The following is an 18,679-nucleotide window of genomic DNA, read 5'->3' on the forward strand; positions in this document are numbered from 1 at the left end:
CGGTCGCGCTTGTAGCGTCTGGCGCATGAAGGAGGCGGCCAGGCGCGTGCGCGGGGTGGTGCTGGACGTCGTGGTCTGGCTGCTGCTCTCGCTGCTGGTGGTGATCGACGCCTCGAACAACCCGAACCGCTGGGAGCTGTTCGGCGGGCTGGTCGCGGTCACCGTGGCCAGCGCGACCCTGCGCCGGTACCCGACGGTCTCGCTCGCCGTGACGATGTCCACGGCGGTGCTGATCGCCGTCGGCTGGGGCGGGCGGGTGGCGGTGTGGGAGGTCTTCTTCATGCTCACCATGGCCTACCGCGCTGGTCTGCGGACCACGCGGGTGTGGCGGGTGGGCGTGACGTGCGGCGCGATCGTCCTCGCCGGGCTGCCGGTGGCGCTGGTGCTGCCCCACACCGGGCTGGAGGCCTGGGCGGGGATGCTCGGGGTGATGGCGTTCGCGGCCGTGACGCCGTGGCTGCTCGGCCGGTTCGTGCGGACGCGCGGGGCGCTCTCGCGCACGGGCTGGCGGCTGGCCGCGGAGATGGAGAACCGCCAGCGGCTCGTCGCCGACCAGGCGCGGCTGCGGGAGCGCGCGCGGATCGCCAGCGACATGCACGACTCGCTCGGCCACGAGCTGAGCCTGATCGCGGTGCGGGCCGCCGCGCTGGAAGTCGCGGGCGGGCTGGACGAGCCGCAGCGCACGGCCGCGGGTGAGCTGCGGGAAAGCGCGGCGACGGCGACCGAGCGGCTGCGCGAGATCATCGGCGTGCTGCGCGAGGACGCGGCGCCGGTGGAGCCGGTGCAGGGCGACCTGGGCGAGCTGGTCGACCGGGCGCGCGCGTCGGGGCTGCTGATCCAGTCGCAAGTGGACGATGTCGTGGCCGCGCCGCCGATGGTGGCGCGCGCGGCGTACCGCGTGCTGCAGGAGGCGCTGACCAACGTCGCGAAGCACGCGCCGGGCGCCGCCGTGACGGTGCGGGTGCTGAGCTCGGCGGACGCCACGGAAGTCCGCGTGCTGAACGCCGCGGCGCCCGCGGGCCCGCTGCCCGGGAAGTCGGGACGGCGTGGCCTGATCGGCCTGCGGGAACGGGTGCGGCTGGTCGGCGGGACGTTGCAGGCCGGTCCGCGCGCTCGTGGGTACGAGCTGGTGGCGAAGCTGCCGCACGACGCGGCGCCGGTCGAGGAGACGGCGGAGAGCCGGGACGCGGACGAGGCCGTGGTCGGGCCGTCGAACTCCGCACGGGAGCTGGAGCTGGCGCGCCGGGACGTGCGGCGCAGCCTGGTGCAGGCGATAGTGATCCCGGTGCTGATGTTCGGCGTGGTGCTCGGCGGGGGCGGGCTGGTGTTCCTGGTGCAGTGGAACGAGTCCGTGCTGCCGGCGAGCGCCTACGAGCAGCTGCGGATCGGGGCGGCCAGGGAGTCGTTCGCCGGGCTGCTGCCCGCGCGGCAGCGGATCGCGCTGCCGGTGACCGGGGAGCCGCCGGTGCCGCCGGGGTCGGGGGCGCCGGGGGCGAACTGCGAGTACTACGGGACCGGCCGCAGCTGGACGAACGACGACTATGCCGCGTACCGGCTGTGCTTCGTGAACGGCCGGCTGGTGGCGAAGGACTACTACAGTGAGGACCGACGGTGACCAGGGTGCTGCTGGCCGACGACGAGGCCATGATCCGCGCGGGGGTCGCCGCGATCCTCGCCACCGGTGAGGGCATCGAGGTGGTGGCCGAGGTGGGCGACGGGCGCGCGGCCGTCGAGCAGGCGCTGGCGACCCGGCCCGACGTGGTGCTCCTCGACATCCGCATGCCGGTGCTCGACGGCCTCGCCGCGGCCGAGGAGATCCGCCGCCTGCTGCCGGAAACGGGCGTGATCATGCTGACGACCTTCGGTGAGGACGCCTACATCGAACGCGCGCTCGGCCTCGGCGCGAGCGGTTTCCTGTTGAAGTCGGGGGACCCGCGCGAGCTGCTGGCGGGGGTCCGGGCCGTCGCGGACGGGGCGGCGTTCCTCTCGCCGAAGGTGGCGCACCGCGTCATCTCCCGGCTTTCCGGCGGGCAGCTCAGCCGGGGCGTCGCCGCGCGGGAACGCATCGAGGCGCTGACGGTGCGCGAGCGCGAAGTACTGACGCTGCTGGGCGGCGGACTGTCCAATGCGGACATCGCCGCGCGGATGTACGTGGTGGAAGGCACGGTCAAGGCCCACGTGAGCACGATCCTGACCCGGCTGGGCGTGCGTAACCGGGTGCAGGCGGCGATCACGGCCTACGAAGCGGGGTTGGTGGGCGGCTCCGAGGCCTGAGGCTGCGGCAGGCTGGGCGGTGACCACGCGTTGATGTCGCCGCCGACCATCGAGGTCACGGAACTCGGCGCCAGGCGCAGCACGCTGTTGCGGATGGCCAGCGCCACGCGGTTGCGCAGCAGCGGACCGGCGGCGCCGGCGCGGATCGAGGCCTGGGCGACGTGCTGGCTGCGTGGGCGGCGTTCCGCGTCGTAACGGGTCAGTGCCGCCGCCACAGTGTCCGAAGTGGACATCGCGGCGGCCAGGACCACGGCGTCCTCGATCGCCTGGCAGCCGCCCTGGCCGAGGAACGGGGGCATGGCGTGCGCGGCGTCGCCGAGGAGCGCCACCCGGCCGCGCGTGAAAGTGGGCAGCGGGGTGGCCAGCTGGAACACGTCGTGGTGCAGGATTTCCGGCGTCGACGCGATCAACGCGGGGATCGGGGCGTGCCAGCCGGCGTACGCGGCGCTCAGGTAGGCGCGCGCGTCGGCGTGCCGGATGCCCTCGGGGACAGCTTCGGAGACCCACCAGTAGACGCGGCCGTCGAGCAGCGGCAGCACGCCGACCTCGGTGCCGCGCGCCCACGTTGTGCTGAGCTGCTGCGGTTCCGGCAGCCGGGCGACGCCGCGGAACGCCGTGCCGCCGCTGTAGGCCAGCCGTGACGACGGCCAGAACGCCTGCCGCACCGGGCTGCGGATGCCGTCGGCGGCGACCACGAGGTCGGCGCGCACCTCTCCGCCGTCGTGGCGGACAAGGCCGTCCGGCGAGACGGACGTGACGGTGACCCCCGCACGCAGGCTCGACGCGGGCAGCTCGGCGCACAGCGTTTCGATCAGGTCGGCGCGGTGGACCACGCCGAGGGGCAGGCCGTTTCGGCGTTCGAACGCCGCCGCGTCCCAGCGCGCCAGCCGTCGTCCGCGCGCGGTGCGCAGGCCGCCGCCGCGCTGCGGGGCCAGCGGCGGGTGCACGCCCAGCTCGCCCAGCGCGCGCTGGGCGTTGGGCCACAACGAGATTCCGGCGCCGATCGCGTCGAACGCGGCGGCGCGCTCGTACACGGTCACCCGCCAGCCGACGCGGTGGAGCCCGATCGCCGCGCTCAGCCCGCCGATGCCGCCGCCGACCACCACGGCGTGCCGTTGTGCCATGACACCCTCCTCTACAGATGTAGAGGACTCTACACTTGTAGAGTGGCCGGGTGGAGCGAATCGGGGTGATCGGCGACGCGGCCATCGAGGTGATCGCGGCCGAGGGCATGCGCGGGCTGACGCACCGGGCCGTCGACCGGGCCGCGGGCCTGCCGGCCGGCTCCACGTCGTACTACGCGCGCACGCGGGCCGCGCTGCTGGAGCTGGCCGTCTCGCGAATGGTGGAGCTGGACAGCGCCGAACTGGACCCGCCGGCCGGGCAGCTGGCCGAATTCCTTGCCGCGGCGGTCCACCAGTCGATCACCGAGGGGCGCACGCGGATGCTCGCGCGGTACGAGTTCGCGCTGGAGGCCGTGCGCCGCCCGGAGCTGCGGGCCGCCTACGACCGCGGTGGCCTCCGGCTGCGGCGCCGCTGCGAGGAAATCCTCCTGGCCGTGGGCTCCCCGGCGCCGGCCCGGCACACGCGGGTCCTGATCGGCTGGCTGGACGGGTCGATCTTCGACGCGCTGGCGGGCACGGGCTCGCTCGCCCCGCCCGGACTGGACGAGCTGACCGAGAGCGCGCGGGAACTGTTGGCAGGCCTGGGGTTGCCGCCCCGGAACTCGTGAGCGCGCGCCCTGAAGGCCACCATGAGGGTCGGATATGCCCTCATGGTGGCCTTCAGGGACTCGGCGCGGGTAAGGAGGCCTTAACGGACTTCAGGCGTCGCGGCGCCGCAGCACCGCGGTGCCGGCCAGCAGTCCCGCCACCGCCCAGAGCAGGCTGATCAGCATGCCCACCCCCATGCTGTACGGGGGCAGGCCGCCGAACAGCGGGCTCTCCGTGTCCGGGGGTGTCATCGCGTTGAGGCCGGAGAACGCGGGGAAGTAGTTCATCATCCCCGCCGAGACGTACGACGAAAGCAGCATCGGCAACGGCAGGAGCAGCACCATCACCGTCACGATGGTCCCCGCCGCGCTGCGCAACGCGAACCCGATGCCCATGCTCAACACCCCGAGCAGCGCGAAGAACACGCCCATCCCGACCGCGGTGAGCAGGCCCGTGCCGAAGGACGTCGGCAGGCCGTGGCTCCCCATCAGCAGCCCGGACAGCCCCATCCCGGCCAGCGCGACCACCACGCCGTACGCGAACAGCGCCGGCGCCAGCACCGCGGCCTTCGCCGCCGGGACGTGGTGGCGGACCGGCACCCACTGCAGCGTCGAACGGATCCCGCCGTTCGCGTACTCGCTGGTGACGAACAGCGTCGCCACCGCGATCACGAAGAACTCGGTCAGGTAGATCGCCCCGGCCGCCACCATGCTGTGCGCGGCTTCCGGGCGGTTGTAGTCGAGCCGCTGGGAAAGACCGGAGACGCCGCTGTAGAGCAGCATCATCAGCAGCCCGCCGGAAAGGCACCACCAGGTGGCGCGCACGGACCAGAGCTTGGTCCACTCCGACGCGACCGCGCCGCTGAAGCCCCCGCCCCGGACTGTTTCCGTCGTGGTCATGCCGTCACCCCGTATTCGACCGACGAAGCGGTCAGTTCCATGTACGCCTGTTCCAGCGACGCCGTCCGCGCAGCCAGGCCGTGCAGCCGCACGCCGAGCTCGTGCGCCAGGTCGCCGACCTGGCCGACCGAGACGCCGTCCACCAGCAGTTCGCCGGGCTCACCCGGCCGCGCGGCCGGGCCCAGTCGTGCGGCCAGCGCCTCGCGCTCCGCGGGCACGGGCACGTGGACGGAGACGAAGCTGGTGGAGTTGCCGGCGATGAACTCGTCGACGGGCGCGTCGGCGAGCAGCTTTCCCTTGCCGATCACCACGAGCCGGCTCGCGGTCAGCTGCATCTCGCTCATCAGGTGACTGGACACGAACACGGTCCGGCCCTCGTCGGCGAGCGAGCGCATCAGCTGGCGCACCCAGCGCACGCCGTCCGGGTCGAGGCCGTTCACCGGCTCGTCGAACATCAGCACCCCCGGGTCGCCCAGCAGCGCGCCCGCGACCCCCAGCCGCTGGCTCATGCCCAGCGAGAACTGCCCCACCCGCTTGCCCGCGACGTCGGTGAGCCCGACGGTCGCGAGCACCTCCTCGACGCGGCTCACCGGGATTCCGTTGCTGCGCGCCATCGCGGTGAGGTGCTTGCCCGCGCTGCGGCCCGGGTGCAGCGACTTGGCGTCGAGCAGCGCGCCGACCTCCCGCAGCGGGTGCCGCAGCTCGGCGTACGGCTTGCCGCCCACCAGCACGTCGCCGGCGTTCGGCCGGTCCAGCCCGATCACCATCCGCATGGTGGTCGACTTCCCCGAGCCGTTCGGCCCCAGGAACCCGGTCACGGCGCCGGGCGCGACGACGAACGTCAGCGCGTCCACCACCGTTTTCTCCCCGTAGCGCTTCGTCAAACCTCGAAGCGTGATCATGTTCGTCCTCCTCGATCCCCGTCTGCGATCGAGTCTGGGGCCCGCGGTGCCCCGCGGACATCGGCCGAGCGGTCCGGATGACCCCCGACTTTCGGCAGGGGCGGCTCAGCGGGCGCGGCGCGTGGTGTGCCGCGTCGGGGCGGCGGTGGCGGGGTCCTCCGGCCACGGGTGTTTCGGGTAACGGCCGCGCAGGTCGGCCCGGACGGCCGGGTAGCCGTTGTGCCAGAAGGACTCCAGGTCCGCGGTCACGGCGGCCGGGCGGCCCGCGGGGGAGAGCAGGTGCAGCAGCACCGGGACCCGGCCGTCGGCGAGCTTCGGGGTGGCGCGCCAGCCGAAGGTCTCCTGCAGCTTCACCGCGAGCACGGGCTGGTCGCCGCTGTAGTCGACGCGCGGGTGGGAGCCCGACGGGACCTCCAGCCGGTCCGGGGCCAGCTCGTCCAGCCGGGCGGCGTCGGGCCACGGGAGCAGGCCGCGCAGGGCCGCGCCCGCGTCCAGGGTGGCGAGGTCCGCGCGGCGGCGGGCGCGGGAGACGTCCAGCCAGGTGTCCAGAGTGGACAGCAGCGCGTGGTCGCCGACGTCGGGCCACGGCTCGCCCAGCACGCGGTGCAGGAACGCCATCCGCTCGCGCAGCCGGGCGCCGTCGGTGGTCCAGCGGAGCAGGCCGAGGCCCTCGTCGCGCAGGCCGGTCACCAGTGCCTCGCGCACGAGCTTCGGGTCCGGCGAGCGCAACGGCTTGGAGGACAGCGTGATCGCGCCCAGCTTCCGGACGTGGCGGGCCACCACGTCGCCGTCCCAGGCCACTTCGTCTACTTCGGACACCAAGTTGGGCGCCGCGCGCACGGCCAGCGCGGAGTCGGCCGCCGCGGCGAGCCGGATCGTGCCGTGGACCCGCCCGGGATCCCGCGTGGCCTCCCCGACGGCCAGCCATTCGACGTCGCCCAGCCCGCTCCCGGCGGGCAGCTCGGCCGCGGTGCCGCCGGCCATCAGGTACACCGGCGCGGTGCCGGACCGCCGCCGCGCCAGCCGTTCCGGGTGGGCGAGGGCGACAACCAGTGCCGCGTCTGGCTTTCCGTTCCGCTCCGGGCTACGCACGAGGTTCGCCAGCCGGCGGGACTCGGTTTTCCAGCGCCGGGCGCCCTCGTCGGTCGCGGACCGCAGCCTTCGCAGCTCGGCTTCGACGTCGGTCAGCGTCGCGCCCGCGTCCAGCAGGGCGACCACCTCCGCGGCGAAGCGCGGCCCGGTCTCCGCGGCGCCGTCGAGCAGGGCGCGGGCCAGCCGCGGGTGCAGGCCGAGGTCGGCCATGCGGCGGCCGCGGGTGGTGACTTCACCGTCGGCAGTGGTGGCGCCCAGCGTCACGAGCAACGTGCGCGCCGCCGCGAGCGCGCCTTCCCCCGGCGGGTCCCACCACGACAGCGCGCTGCCGTCCGGAGTGGACCAACAGGCCAGCTCCAGCGCGAACCGCGCCAGCTCCGCGGTGCGGATCTCCGGCTCGGGGTACGCGGGCAGCGTCCCCTGCTCGTGCTCTGCCCAGCAGCGGTACGCGCGGCCCGGCGCCTCGCGGCCCGCGCGACCGGCCCGCTGCTCGGCCACGGCCGCCGACACCCGCACCGTCGCCAGGCCCGGCAGGCCGCGCCGGTGGTCGACGCGGGGGACCCGCGCGAGCCCGGAGTCCACGACGGCCCGCACCCCCGGCACGGTCAGGCTCGACTCCGCCACGGCCGTCGACAGCACCACGCGACGCCGGGATCGCGGCCGCAGCGCGTCGTCCTGGCGGGCGGGGGTGAGGCGGCCGTGCAGGGGCAGGACGTCGGCGTCCAGTGTGGACAGAAGGTTCGCGGTCCGCGCGATCTCCCCGGCGCCGGGGAGGAACGCGAGCACGTCACCGTCCCCTTCGGACAGTGCGCGCCGGACCGCGCCGGCCACCGCCGCCTCGGGCCGCTCGCCGCGGGTGGGCGCGCGGTAGGAAACCGTCACGGGGTACGTGCGGGCCTCGGCCGTGATCACCGGCGCGTCGCCCAGCAGCTCGGCGAGCCGCCCGGCCGCGACGGTCGCCGAGGTCGCCAGCAGCCGCAGGTCGTCGCGCAGGCCCGCGCGGACGTCGAGGAGCAGGGCGAGCAGCAGGTCGGCGTCGAGGTGGCGTTCGTGGCACTCGTCGAGCAGCACCGTCGACACCCCGGGCAGCTCCGGGTCGTTCTGCACCCGCCGCACGAGCAGGCCCGACGTGACCACCTCGATCCGCGTGCGCGAGGACACCTTCCGGTCGCCGCGCACGGCGTACCCCACGGTCTCGCCGACCGGCTCGCCCAGCAGCCCGGCCATCCGCGTGGCCGCGGCCCTGGCAGCGAGCCGACGTGGTTCGGCCACGACGACCCGGCCGGGGGAACCGGCGAGCGCGAGCGGCACCAGCGTCGTCTTGCCCGTGCCCGGCGGCGCCACGAGCACAGCGGTGCCGTGGGCGTCGAGCGCCGCCAGCAGCGACGGCAGCACCGCGCGGACGGGCAGGTCCGGCAGCTGCTCGGGAGGGGGGATCGTCACCGCTCGGTGATCTCCGGTGGCGGCGGCAGCGGGTAGTTCGACGGGCCGATGTTGGCCTGCAGCGACCTCAGCCACGCGCCGCTGGAGACCATGTCGCGGATGGCGTCGTCGATCGCGTGCTGGCTCTCGGTGTCGCCCTTGCGCAGGCCGATGCCGTAGCGCTCGGTCGAGAACGGCTTCCCGACCACGCGCAGCAGCTCCGGGTCCTGCGCGGCGTAGCCGGCGAGGATCACCGCGTCCGTCGTCACGGCGTCGACCTGGTTCGCGAGCAGCGCCGTGACGCAGTCCGGGTACCGCGGGTACTCGACCAGCTGCACGGCCTGCGCGAACTTGTCCCGCACCATCTGCGCCGGGGTCGAGCCGGTGACCGAGCACAGGCGACGGCCGTTGAGGGTCTCCGGGCCGGTGATGTCCGTCGAGTTCAGCCGCACCAGCAGGTCCTGCCCGGTGATGAAGTACGGCCCGGCGAACGACACCAGCTGCTTGCGCTTGTCGGTGATCGAATAGGTCCCCACGATCAGGTCCACCGCGCCCGACGTGATGTCCGATTCGCGGGTGGCCGGGGTCGTCTCGTGCCAGGTGATGTGCTGCGGGTCGACGCCCAGCTTGCCGGCCACGTACTCGGCGACATCGACGTCGAAACCGATGAAGCGGCCGTCGATCGTGCGCTGCGAGAGGCCGGGCGCGTCGAAGCGGATGCCGATGGTCAGGTGGTTGCCGTCACTGGCCCGTTTCACCAACGGGTCACTCGCGGTGACCTCTCCCGGCCCGCACGCCACGCACGTGACCAGCAGCAATGCGGCAGCGAACAGGGTACGAGCTCGCATGCCGCCTCCGTTCGCGATCGGTGACCAACTCACAAAGTTCTCAGGTCCGGCGGTTAGCCTAAGCCTGTGCGAAGACTGCCCCAACCCGTGCTCGACACCATCGGCACGCTGGCCCGGCTCGGACTGGCGGCCGTATGGCTCGTTTCGGGCGGCATCAAACTGGTGGATCCAGGGCAGACCTACATCGCCGTGCAGGCGTACGACGTGCTGCCGCACGCGCTGGTCGGCCCCGTCGCCACGGCGCTGCCGCTGCTCGAACTGGTCCTCGGCCTGCTGCTGCTCGCCGGCCTCGCCACGCGTTACGTGGCCTGGGCCGCGCTGGTGCTGCTGGCCGTGCTGATCGCGGGCATCGCGCAGTCGTGGGCGCGCGGGCTGAGCATCGACTGCGGCTGTTTCGGCGGCGGCGGGAGCGTGGCGGCCGGGCAGACCGAATACCCGCAGGAGATCCTGCGCGACACCGGGTTCGCGCTGCTGGCGGTCTGGCTGATCGTCCGCCCGCGCACGTGGTTCTCACTCGACGGATGGCTCGGGTGGGGCCGGGAGAAGGTCACCGGGAGCGGGAACTCCGCCGGTCCCGCCGACGACTACTCCACGAGCATCGCTGAAGGGAAATAGGAACTGATGGGTGGAGCAGCGCGGAGCGCTCGGAAGAACCGGCAGCAGGCGCAGGCGGCCAGGTCGGTCGCGCAAGCCAGGGGCACGGCCGGCGGCGACCCGAAGAAGGTCGCGATCATCGTGGCCGCGGTCGTGGTCCTCGCCGCGCTGGTGATCGGCGGCGTGATCTGGATCAACTCGAACAAGAACTCGACGGCGGGCACCGCGATCCAGCCCGGCGCGACCCCGACGCTCGCCGCCGGTGTGGTGGAGAAGCGCGACGGCGCCGTCGTGTCGGTCGGCAAGCCCGGCGCGGCGAAGACCATCGACCTCTACGCCGACTTCCTCTGCCCGTACTGCGGCCAGCTGCAGAAGGACTACGGGCCGAGGATGGAGCAGGCGATCAACAACGGCCAGCTCACCGTGCGTTACCACATGCTGACGCTGCTGAACGACCGTTCGGACCCGCCGGGCTACTCGCTCGAGTCGGCGAACGCGGCGCTGGCCGCGGCCGACGAGCAGAAGTTCACCGCCTTCCACGACGCGCTGTTCAAGAACCAGCCCGAGGAGGGCCAGCGCGGCTACGACAAGGCGCAGCTGATCAAGCTCGGCCAGGACGTCGGCATCACCGGCCTGAAGTTCGCCCAGACGGTCAACGCCGGCACCTACGACGCGCAGCTGCAGACCGCGTTCCAGCAGGCGGAGAACGACCCGAACCTGGCCCAGGACTTCCCGGGCGGCCAGCACGGTTTCGGCACGCCGACCATCGCGATCAACGGCAAGGCCATCTCGGCCTCGGGCGACTGGCTGACCAACGTGCTGAACGGCACCGCCTCCTGACCTGACCGGGCAGCACCGCCTGATCCGGTCATTTCGCCTGTCCGGGCACAACCCGTCCGCTAACCTGGCCCTACGGCTGGAGGGGAGGGCGGGTTGTGTCCGGTTTTCACGTTGAAGACGGTGCGTACGAGCGGTTCGCACGGCAGGTCGACCCACTCGGCGACGACGTCCGGGACGCGGCCGAGAAGCACGTCGGCCCCCACGTGACGCTGGCCGGTGACGGGTTTTCGGCGATGGGGCACGAGTCCGGTTTCGCCGGCGCGTACTCCGCGCGGATGAGCGCGTTGCGGGAGCGGCTGCACGGCGTCGGCGGCGGCTGGCGCCAGGTCGGCGACGCTTCCCGGCGGACACAGGCCAACTACGCGGCCGTCGAGGACGAGCACTCCGGCGCCGTGCGCAGATTCTCGTGACCACTCACGTCGACCAGGTCGTCCGCAGCGGGCTCGACACCACGAATCAGTTCGCCGGCAAGCTCCGCCACGACCCGGCGGCGATCAACGGCGCGCGAGACGGGCACGTGGCGCTGCAGACGTCCGTCGGCCAGGCCAACGACCACGCCGGCGCCCAGCGCGTGAACCTGGCGAACGCCAGCTCCGGGCAGACCGCCGACCGAGCCACCGCGACGTCGCAGGGCCTGGAGAAGGAAGTCCAGGACCTGCTGGACGAGAGCGCGGAGATCGAACGCGCCGTGGCCGGAGCGGCCGAGGCGCTGCACGTCGGCGAGATCAAGAACGACCAGGTTCTCTGACCAGATCGTCAAGGAGATCGCGGCGTCGATGAAGGCGCTCGCGGCGGTGAACGGGATCCAGCCGCCGGAGAGCCGGGCCGCGGCCTCACGCCGGATCCTGATGGACCTGCAGACGAAGATCGGGCAGCTCACCGGGCAGGCGGCCACCTTCTCCGAGCAGACGATCAACCAGCTCACCGATCTTGGCCGGCAGCTCGGCGGTTCGGACTCGACCAGCACGAGCAGCGCGTCTTCGAGTCACGTGCCGGAATCGTTCAACAGCAACGGTTCCCACGCGGGCGGCGGCGGTGGCGACAGCGGCGGCGGGTCCGTCACGAAGCCGCGGCTGCCGGTCGCGGTCCCGCCGCAGCCGGGCAGCGGGGTCGGCATCAACCTGCCCGGCGGCAAATCCGTGATGGCGCCGAACGAGACGGCGGCCAAGGCCGTGCGCGCGGCCCTTTCCCAGCTCGGCGTGCCGTACGTGTGGGGCGGCACCGCCCGCGGCCAGGGCCTCGACTGCAGCGGGCTGACCATGACCTCGTACCAGGACGCGGGCCTGCAGCTGCCGAGGACGGCCAAGCAGCAGACCGTGGGCGCCGAGGTGCCCTCGATGGACCAGCTGCTGCCCGGCGACCTCGTGGTCTGGTCCGGGCACGTGGCGATGGTGATCGGCGACGGGCAGCTGGTCGAGGCCGGCGACCCGGTGCAGGTCAGCAAGATCCGCACCACCAACGCGGGCCAGCAGTTCATCGGGTTCTACCGGCCGACGGGATGAGTTGCTGATCCGACCGGAAGCAGGCGGAACGGTCCGCAGCCGACCTGCTCACGGGAACCGTTTCCGCCGTGGCTGTAGTCGGATCAGCAACTGAAAGGCAGAGTATGGCTGAGTTCGACGTCGACCTGGCCGCGGCGCGTGTCGCCGAACAGGCCGAGCGTGCCGGGGCGGACGCGGCCGCGCGGTTCGCCCGGTCCGGTCCCGTGGTGGGCAAGGCGGAGGTTGGTGACGTGGCGGTGGAGGTCGCCCCCGGCGGTTTGCTGACGGGGCTGACGCTCTCGCGGTCCGCGTTGCGTTCGGGTTCCGAGGCGCTGGCCGCGCAGATCGTCGAGCTGGCCCACCGCGCGCAGCGGCGGGCGGGCGACCGGATGCACCAGGTGCTCGCGCCGGTGCTGGAGCCCGCGCAGCTCACGTCACTGGGCTACGAGCCGCTGGCTGAAGACGACCCTGACTACTACGACGACCGCCCGGAGATGCCGTGAACGCGCTCAGCACCCGCGCGCTGATCGAGCAGGCGCGGTCCCGCGAAGCCGCGCTGACCCAGGTTTCCGCGCTGATGGCGCAGGCCCGCGGCACCGCGCACGCGCCCGACGGCACGGTCGAGGTCACCGTGGACGCGCTCGGCTCGCTGCACCGGCTGTGGCTCGCGCCGTCGGTGATCAACGCCGATCCGTCACGGCTTTCCGCGCTGATCATCGACGTCACCTCCGCCGCCATGACCGAGGCGGCGCAGGACAGCTACAACAAGGTCGCGCTGCTGCTCGGCGCGGAGATGACCGAGCTGGTCGAACAGCTTTCCGGCGTGCCCGCCCCGGCCCGCGCCGAGGACGACGACCCGGGCATGACCGTCGAGGAGTTCCAGCGCCAGCGTGCGGAACGGCTGGGGGAGCGGACCGTCGCTGCCTCCAGTGCGACGCCCGTCGCGGACGTTTCAGCGGACGACGACTGGACCACGTTCGACCCGGCCTCCCTGCGTTCGGACCGCTGAGGAGATCACCACTCCAGGCGAACCCGAACGGCTGGCTGCGGAGGCGGGTTCGGGCCGGGTGAGGCGAAAATCCGGGCATGCGAACGAAGATCGTCTCCGCCGTACTCCTCCTGGCCGGTGTCTGCGCGCCTCCGGCGGCCGCCGCGAGCGTGAGCGCCCGGACCGGGCCCGGCACCGTGTTCCCCGCCGCGGCCGGGGCGCTCGACGATCGAGCCGCGGCCGTCTGCACGGTGCGCGCCGAACCGGTCGACGGTAATGACGGCTGGGCACGGCTGAGCAGTGGCGGCTGGGTCCCGGCAGCGCAACTCAAGACGGTGACCGCCGCGCCCGAGTGCGAGGGGACCGGCGCGTACCCCGCCGGCGACGACTACCCGTACCGGACGGCCGGTGCCGACAACGTTGACAGGTGGGCGTTCTACCGCGGCCAGTGCACGTCGTTCGTCGCGTGGCGGCTGGAGCAGACGCTCGGGTACTTCCACAACTTCCAGTGGCACAACGGGATTCCCGGCCACTGGGGCAACGCCGTCGACTGGGACGACAACGCGCGCAAGCTCGGCTACCGCGTCGACCGCGTGCCCGTGCCCGGCGCCGTGGCGCAGTGGGAGAGCGGGCACGTGGCGTACATCAGTGCTGTGCAAGGGAAAACGGTCACGGTTGAGGAGTACAACTGGGTCACGCCGCTGGCTTACGACATCCGGGTGACGACCATGGACCGGATCAGTGCGGTGCTGCACGTGGTGCCCGGCCGGTAATCCCGGTGACCGGTACGCGGGCTCGGTGAGGTCTGGACCACCGTGGGGAACTGTGCGTTAATTCAAGACGTGAAGTTTGGTTTCTCGTCGAAGAGAACCCGAATGCGCGGCGCCGGCCAGCGGCCCGCGCGGGTCCCTTTCGGCCACCGGAAGCGGTACTCCTGCCGCTTCCGGTGATGCTCACTTGCCTCCCCGCCCCCACCGGAAGGTTCCCCATGTCCGTCAAACGACGCCCGTTCGGGCTCGTGGGCAAGGCATTGGCGTTTTTCGCCGCCTGCCTCGGCCTCGCGTTCGGCTCGCCGGCCCTCACTCCACACGCCACCGCGGCGACGCCGTTCAAGGTGCTCGCGTTCTACAGCGGCACGTACGACGCCGCGCACATCAGCTTCGAGAAGGAGGCCAACGTCTGGTTCCCCCAGCAGGCGGCGGCCAACGGCTTCAGCTATTCCTCCACCACCAACTGGGACCAGCTCACCAGCATCACGCCGGACCAGTACCAGGTGGTGATGTTCTACGACGACCAGCCGCAGTCGCAGGCGCAGTTCGAGGGTTTCCAGCGGTACATGAACGCGGGCGGCGCGTTCTTCGGGTTCCACGTGACGGCGTACAACGACGACTCCACACCGTCGTACGCGAACTGGTTCCACAACGACTTCCTCGGCACCGGCCGGTTCGTCTCCAACAGCTGGGGCCCGACCGCCGAAACGCTGAAGATCGAGAACCGCACGCACCCGTCCACGGTGAACCTGCCCGCGACCATCCAGTCCTCGGTCAGTGAGTGGTACTCCTGGCAGAACGACCTGCGGCAGAACCCGAACATTTCGATCCTGGCCTCGCTCGACCCGTCGACCTTCCCGGTGGGCGACGACCCGAACCAGACCTGGTACAGCGGGTACTACCCGATCATGTGGACGAACAAGAACTACAAGATGATCTACGCGAACTTCGGCCACAACAAGATGAACTACGACACCAACACCGCGCTGTCGTCGACCTTCGAGAGCGCCGACCAGAACAAGTTCATCCTCGACGGCCTGCGCTGGCTGGGCGGCGCCTCGAGTGACGGCGGCACCCCGCCGGCGGGCGGCATCTCGCCGACCGCGTGGTACCCGGTGGTGAACAAGGCCAACGGCAAGTGCGTCGACGCGCGCTCCGCGGCCTCGGCCAACGGCACCGTGATCCAGCAGTACACGTGCAACGCCTCGAACGCGCAGCAGTTCCAGTTCCAGCCGACCAGCGCCGGGTTCACCCGGGTGAACAACCGGACCAATCCGGCGCAGGTCATCGACGTGTCCAATGTGGCCACCACGGACAACGCCGGACTGCAGCTGTGGGCTTACAGCGGCGGGACCAACCAGCAGTGGCAGCCGGTCTCCGAGGGTGCCGGGTACTACCACTTCGTGGCCCGTAACAGCGGAAAGTGCCTGACCGTGCCCGGCGGCTCGACGGCGGACAGTGTCCAGCTGGTCCAGTCGGCCTGCAACGGTGGTGCGGCGCAGTCGTTCCACGTGGCGTGACGAGTTCTTGGGTCAAAAGCCGTTAAGGCCTCCTTACCCGCGTCCGACGCGGGTAAGGAGGCCTTAACGGACTTTCTCAACGGTTCGGGGCTCGCTCGACGATCATTCGCAACGCCTCGACGTGCTCCAGGAACCGTTCCCGCCCTTCGGCGGTGGCCTGGACCGAGGTCTTGGGCACCCGGCCGAGGTAGGTCCGGCGCTGCTCGATGTACTCGGCTTTTTTCAGTGTCGCCAGCTGTTTGGACAGTGCGGAGTCCGAAAGGGACACTCCGTCGCGCAGGAAGGCGAAGTCGCACCACTCGGCCGCGCAGAGCACCGACATGATGGCCAGCCGCGTCGGGTCCGACAACAGGCGGTCCAGTTGCGGTGCGGTCATGCGTTCGGGCGCCGCTGCGACGCCGCGACCAGCGACTGGCCCAGCGCGAACAGCGCGGTGAACGCGGCGCCGTAGACCACGCCGACCACGGTGTTCGGGTAGTCGCGCAGCCCGACCGCGCCGGCCAGGCTGCCGGCGAAATCGGTGCCGTACTGGGCGATCAGCCACGCACCCAGTACCCCGATGGCCAGCACGACCCCGAAGACCCACGGGACGAACGGCTGCCGTTGCTGCACCCCGCGCATCCTGCCGAGCAGCGACGACCGCTCGTAGCGGCTGGCCACGAACACCACGACCAGCGCGACGATGACCAGTACCGCGACCAGTTTGGCGCCGCTGAGCGAGATGAAGTCGTTGGCGGCCGAGCCCCCGGCGGCCACCACGAACATCACCGCGTAAACCCACCACGGCAGGCGCGCCGCCCGCCGGGTCTGCTCCTGGTGCGCGCGGACCGACGCCAGCGCCTCCGCTGCCTGCTGCCGCTCGTCCTGCTGGTTCATGACTGCCTCCCTTTGACTACTTGCCTACTTGGAAAGTACTCACTTCTTTCCGATTAGGCAAGTAGTCGCGCGGGCGGTGGTCGCGGCTGCCCACCGACGAACGCGGCGCGGCCTCAATCAGGCCGCGCCGCGTTCGCTTCGGGTCTTCACGCCCGGGTGGATCAGTAGTCGGCGATCACGCGCCAGCCGCCGGGATCGACACCGGCCGGGGCCGCGCGCAGCGTCTCGCAGTGAAAGCCGTGCAGCTGTCCCTGCTGAGCCATGATGTTGCCGGCCGTCATGCATTCTCCGTACGAGCCGTATTCGATCGGCGGGCTCGCGCCGCCGCCGTCGGCGCTGGCGATGCCGCCGCACAACACCGCGGCGGCCGCGGAGGCGGCCACGAGAAGACCGGCGGACCCGGCCTTGCGCAAGATGCTCATTCGTCTCCTCGGAGGGTTCGTCTCGGCCCAGCGGAAATGGTCGCTGAGAGTGAGGCCGACTCTTCCAGCGTGGTCAGGGGGCTTCAACCGGCTGAGCCGAGGTCTGCCTGAACGTCTCTGGGTGACTTTGCGCTCAAGCCGGACGCCACGTCGTCTGCATCCGGACCACCAGCACGGCCAGCACCAGCAACGCGATGGCGATCAGCACCGCGGCCCACCGGCCGTCGTCGGGGGCGGCGCCCAGCGCGGCGGGCAGGATCACCAGCGACGTCACGAGGTAGGCCAGGTGGGTGCCGGGCTCGCCGGGGTGGTCGCCGCCGAGCAGGCCGGCCACGTCGGCGACCGCCTGGACGAGCAGCGCCAGCTCGATCACGACCAGGGCCGGCAGTACCCGGCGGCGACGGTAGCGGCCGGCGAGCCCGGTGCCGAGCACCACGAGCCCGCCGGCCACGCAGACCACCGTGGTGGTGAAGGCGAGGGACTCGATCACGCTGCTGTCGCCTGTTTCGCCTTGCGGCGGCGGCGTTTCGAGCCGGTCCGGAACAGCCAGGTGGACAGCCCGGTGAGCATCAGCGCCAAGGGCGCCAAGCCGAGCACGAACCACACGATCCGCCACCAGGGGCCGATCAGCCAGCCGAAGTGGGCGGGCTCGAAGACCCTGTCGTAGAACGTGTTCGCGCCCGGTTGCGGTTTGCCGTCCATATCGGACACATGCGTCGCGTCGTGGCTGTCGACGTACACCGTGTGGTCGCCGCCGAAGAAGGCGCGCTCGCCGTACGGCTGGTAGCCGGGGCTCGCGATCGAGACGTTGTAGTACCCGCTCTGCGGGGCGGTCACGTAACGCACTTCGCCGGGCGTGACGGCGAGGGCCGCGGCGGCCGCCCGGTCGATCCCGATCTCGGGGGTGCCCGGCGCGGCGGGGCTCGCGGTGAACGAGTACTTGGCTGTGTCGGCGGGCGCGCCGCCGGTGACGGCCAGCCACGCGTCCTTCGCCTGCGGCAGGTAGAACGCGGCGCCGGTGACGCCCCACATCAGCACAAACGGCACCGTCGCGATGCCGATCACGTTGTGCAGGTCGAAGTCTCGGGCGAACCGGCCCTTGCCGGTGCGGACGCGGAAGCCGTGCGAGAACCGCCGGAACCCGGGCCACCACACGACGATCCCGGTCAGCGCCAGCAGCACCATCAGCAGGCCGAGCACCACCAGGATCAGCAGTCCCCAGTTCATGCTCGGCGACCAGTCGATCCCGATCGACGGCACGGGCGCGGCCAGCCACGAGACGTAACCCGGGTCGTTCGCGCAGGTCAGCCCGCAGTCGTGCAGGTTCACCAGGAAGCCCATCACGCCGTTTTCGATCCGGGCCTCGCCGTTGATCCGCCCGGTGCCGGGGTCGACGGCGTACGCCTGCGCGAAGTCCGCGTCACCGACGGCGAGGATCCCGCCGTCGGCGCTGACCCACGCGGGGGAGAACTCCGGGTGGGCCGCCGCGACGATGTCGCGCGCCTGCTGGAAACCGACGGGGTGCGAGCTGTCGGTGTGCTGGTAGAACTCGCCGTGCGTCGCCCGGAAGTACTCCGCGTGGTACAGCAGCACCGCCCCGGACGTCGTCTCCAGCACCAGGAACAGGCCGAGCACGAGCGACGTCCACCGGTGCGTCACGATCAGCGCCCGCCGTACCGGCTTGCGGTGCAGCCACCGCCGGAAGTTGCCTTTGCGGGCCAGGCGGACCGGTTCCGCGCGGGTCAGCTCGTCGGTAGTCATGGTCCCCCTCACTCTCGATCGAGAGTGAGGTTAGCCTTGCCTACGTGACGAGGTAAAGTCCCTGTGATCCACGCGCCTTTCTCGCTCAGCGACGGAGCCGGGCCCAGTCACCACACATGCTCGCCATGGGTGTCCTGCTCGCCGAGGCGTTCCAGCTTCTTCCAAGCCGGAACTTCAGGACTGGACCACGCCATGCCTCCCGATCGTCGCCCGCGTGACCGTCTACTTCGGAATCAGCTACGGGCGGCGACCCCTTGCCAAGGCACACTTGCCTGACA

Annotated in this window: 20 protein-coding genes and 1 pseudogene; 11 read left to right on the forward strand and 10 right to left on the reverse strand. The window is 71.7% G+C overall.

Annotation, left to right across the window (positions count from 1 at the left end):
* Positions 1-25 precede the first annotated feature (25 nt).
* Both OG943_RS43650 and OG943_RS43655 read left to right on the forward strand, forming a co-directional pair.
* Complete coding sequence (locus OG943_RS43650) at positions 26-1,615, forward strand: sensor histidine kinase (protein WP_328606721.1); 1,590 nt, start codon at positions 26-28, stop codon at positions 1,613-1,615.
* Positions 1,612-2,274: a response regulator transcription factor gene (locus OG943_RS43655; RefSeq protein WP_328606722.1), complete on the forward strand. Its 663-nt coding sequence runs from the start codon at positions 1,612-1,614 to the stop codon at positions 2,272-2,274. The genes OG943_RS43650 and OG943_RS43655 overlap by 4 nt, the downstream gene beginning before the upstream one ends.
* Here OG943_RS43655 and OG943_RS43660 read toward each other — a convergent pair.
* Positions 2,238-3,398 (reverse strand): FAD-dependent monooxygenase, encoded by a 1,161-nt coding sequence (locus tag OG943_RS43660; RefSeq protein ID WP_328606723.1) that lies wholly within the window; start codon positions 3,396-3,398, stop codon positions 2,238-2,240. The two genes, OG943_RS43655 and OG943_RS43660, sit on opposite strands and share 37 nt — an antisense overlap.
* Positions 3,399-3,505: 107 nt before the next feature.
* Here OG943_RS43660 and OG943_RS43665 point away from each other — a divergent pair, with 107 nt between their 5' ends.
* Positions 3,506-4,006: a TetR/AcrR family transcriptional regulator gene (locus tag OG943_RS43665; protein WP_442874846.1), complete on the forward strand. Its 501-nt coding sequence runs from the start codon at positions 3,506-3,508 to the stop codon at positions 4,004-4,006.
* A gap of 90 nt (positions 4,007-4,096) precedes the next feature.
* On the opposite strand, the gene OG943_RS43670 is transcribed toward OG943_RS43665, so the two are convergent.
* The 4 genes from OG943_RS43670 to OG943_RS43685 form a co-directional block, all read right to left on the reverse strand.
* Positions 4,097-4,885, reverse strand: a complete 789-nt coding sequence (locus OG943_RS43670) for an ABC transporter permease (RefSeq protein ID WP_328606725.1) — start codon at positions 4,883-4,885, stop codon at positions 4,097-4,099.
* Positions 4,882-5,787 carry an ATP-binding cassette domain-containing protein gene (locus OG943_RS43675; RefSeq protein ID WP_328606726.1) on the reverse strand — a complete coding sequence of 302 codons (906 nt, stop codon included), beginning with the start codon at positions 5,785-5,787 and terminating at the stop codon, positions 4,882-4,884. The genes OG943_RS43670 and OG943_RS43675 overlap by 4 nt, the downstream gene beginning before the upstream one ends.
* A 105-nt stretch (positions 5,788-5,892) precedes the next feature.
* Positions 5,893-8,322: an ATP-dependent helicase HrpB gene (gene hrpB / locus OG943_RS43680; protein ID WP_328606727.1), complete on the reverse strand. Its 2,430-nt coding sequence runs from the start codon at positions 8,320-8,322 to the stop codon at positions 5,893-5,895.
* Positions 8,319-9,149: a glutamate ABC transporter substrate-binding protein gene (locus OG943_RS43685; protein WP_328606728.1), complete on the reverse strand. Its 831-nt coding sequence runs from the start codon at positions 9,147-9,149 to the stop codon at positions 8,319-8,321. Before OG943_RS43685 ends, hrpB begins: the two co-directional genes overlap by 4 nt.
* 87 nt (positions 9,150-9,236) lie before the next feature.
* On the opposite strand from OG943_RS43685, the gene OG943_RS43690 reads away from it, so the two are divergent.
* The 8 genes and pseudogenes from OG943_RS43690 to OG943_RS43725 all read left to right on the forward strand — a co-directional run bounded on the left by OG943_RS43690 (position 9,237) and on the right by OG943_RS43725 (position 15,342).
* Positions 9,237-9,764 (forward strand): MauE/DoxX family redox-associated membrane protein, encoded by a 528-nt coding sequence (locus OG943_RS43690; protein ID WP_328612333.1) that lies wholly within the window; start codon positions 9,237-9,239, stop codon positions 9,762-9,764.
* A gap of 6 nt (positions 9,765-9,770) precedes the next feature.
* Entirely contained in the window at positions 9,771-10,583 is an 813-nt protein-coding gene (locus tag OG943_RS43695; protein ID WP_328606729.1) for a DsbA family protein, read from the forward strand.
* A gap of 95 nt (positions 10,584-10,678) precedes the next feature.
* Positions 10,679-10,993: a hypothetical protein gene (locus tag OG943_RS43700; protein ID WP_328606730.1), complete on the forward strand. Its 315-nt coding sequence runs from the start codon at positions 10,679-10,681 to the stop codon at positions 10,991-10,993.
* A pseudogene (locus tag OG943_RS43705) lies at positions 10,990-12,085 on the forward strand (C40 family peptidase). The gene OG943_RS43700 and the pseudogene OG943_RS43705 overlap by 4 nt, the downstream one beginning before the upstream one ends.
* Positions 12,086-12,189: 104 nt before the next feature.
* On the forward strand, positions 12,190-12,567 hold the full coding sequence (locus tag OG943_RS43710; RefSeq protein WP_328606731.1) for a YbaB/EbfC family DNA-binding protein: 378 nt from the start codon (positions 12,190-12,192) through the stop codon (positions 12,565-12,567).
* On the forward strand, positions 12,564-13,073 hold the full coding sequence (locus OG943_RS43715; RefSeq protein WP_328606732.1) for a YbaB/EbfC family nucleoid-associated protein: 510 nt from the start codon (positions 12,564-12,566) through the stop codon (positions 13,071-13,073). The genes OG943_RS43710 and OG943_RS43715 overlap by 4 nt, the downstream gene beginning before the upstream one ends.
* A gap of 77 nt (positions 13,074-13,150) precedes the next feature.
* Complete coding sequence (locus tag OG943_RS43720) at positions 13,151-13,825, forward strand: CHAP domain-containing protein (RefSeq protein ID WP_328606733.1); 675 nt, start codon at positions 13,151-13,153, stop codon at positions 13,823-13,825.
* Between the two features lie 215 nt (positions 13,826-14,040).
* Positions 14,041-15,342: an RICIN domain-containing protein gene (locus OG943_RS43725; protein ID WP_328606734.1), complete on the forward strand. Its 1,302-nt coding sequence runs from the start codon at positions 14,041-14,043 to the stop codon at positions 15,340-15,342.
* A 76-nt stretch (positions 15,343-15,418) separates the two neighbouring features.
* Here the strand turns inward: OG943_RS43725 and OG943_RS43730 are convergent, their stop codons facing one another.
* From OG943_RS43730 to OG943_RS43750, 5 genes are all read right to left on the reverse strand, one after another.
* Positions 15,419-15,718, reverse strand: coding sequence for a winged helix-turn-helix domain-containing protein (locus OG943_RS43730; RefSeq protein WP_328606735.1), 300 nt, complete (start codon positions 15,716-15,718; stop codon positions 15,419-15,421).
* A complete protein-coding gene (locus OG943_RS43735; RefSeq protein WP_328606736.1) occupies positions 15,715-16,218 on the reverse strand; it encodes a hypothetical protein in 504 nt (167 codons plus the stop codon). The genes OG943_RS43730 and OG943_RS43735 overlap by 4 nt, the downstream gene beginning before the upstream one ends.
* 161 nt (positions 16,219-16,379) lie before the next feature.
* A complete protein-coding gene (locus OG943_RS43740; protein WP_328606737.1) occupies positions 16,380-16,640 on the reverse strand; it encodes a hypothetical protein in 261 nt (86 codons plus the stop codon).
* A gap of 133 nt (positions 16,641-16,773) precedes the next feature.
* Positions 16,774-17,130 (reverse strand): hypothetical protein, encoded by a 357-nt coding sequence (locus tag OG943_RS43745; protein ID WP_328606738.1) that lies wholly within the window; start codon positions 17,128-17,130, stop codon positions 16,774-16,776.
* Positions 17,127-18,401 carry a PepSY-associated TM helix domain-containing protein gene (locus OG943_RS43750; RefSeq protein WP_328606739.1) on the reverse strand — a complete coding sequence of 425 codons (1,275 nt, stop codon included), beginning with the start codon at positions 18,399-18,401 and terminating at the stop codon, positions 17,127-17,129. Before OG943_RS43750 ends, OG943_RS43745 begins: the two co-directional genes overlap by 4 nt.
* Positions 18,402-18,679: the final 278 nt, after the last annotated feature.

It is taken from the genome of Amycolatopsis sp. NBC_00345 (assembly GCF_036116635.1).
Lineage (GTDB): Bacteria > Actinomycetota > Actinomycetes > Mycobacteriales > Pseudonocardiaceae > Amycolatopsis.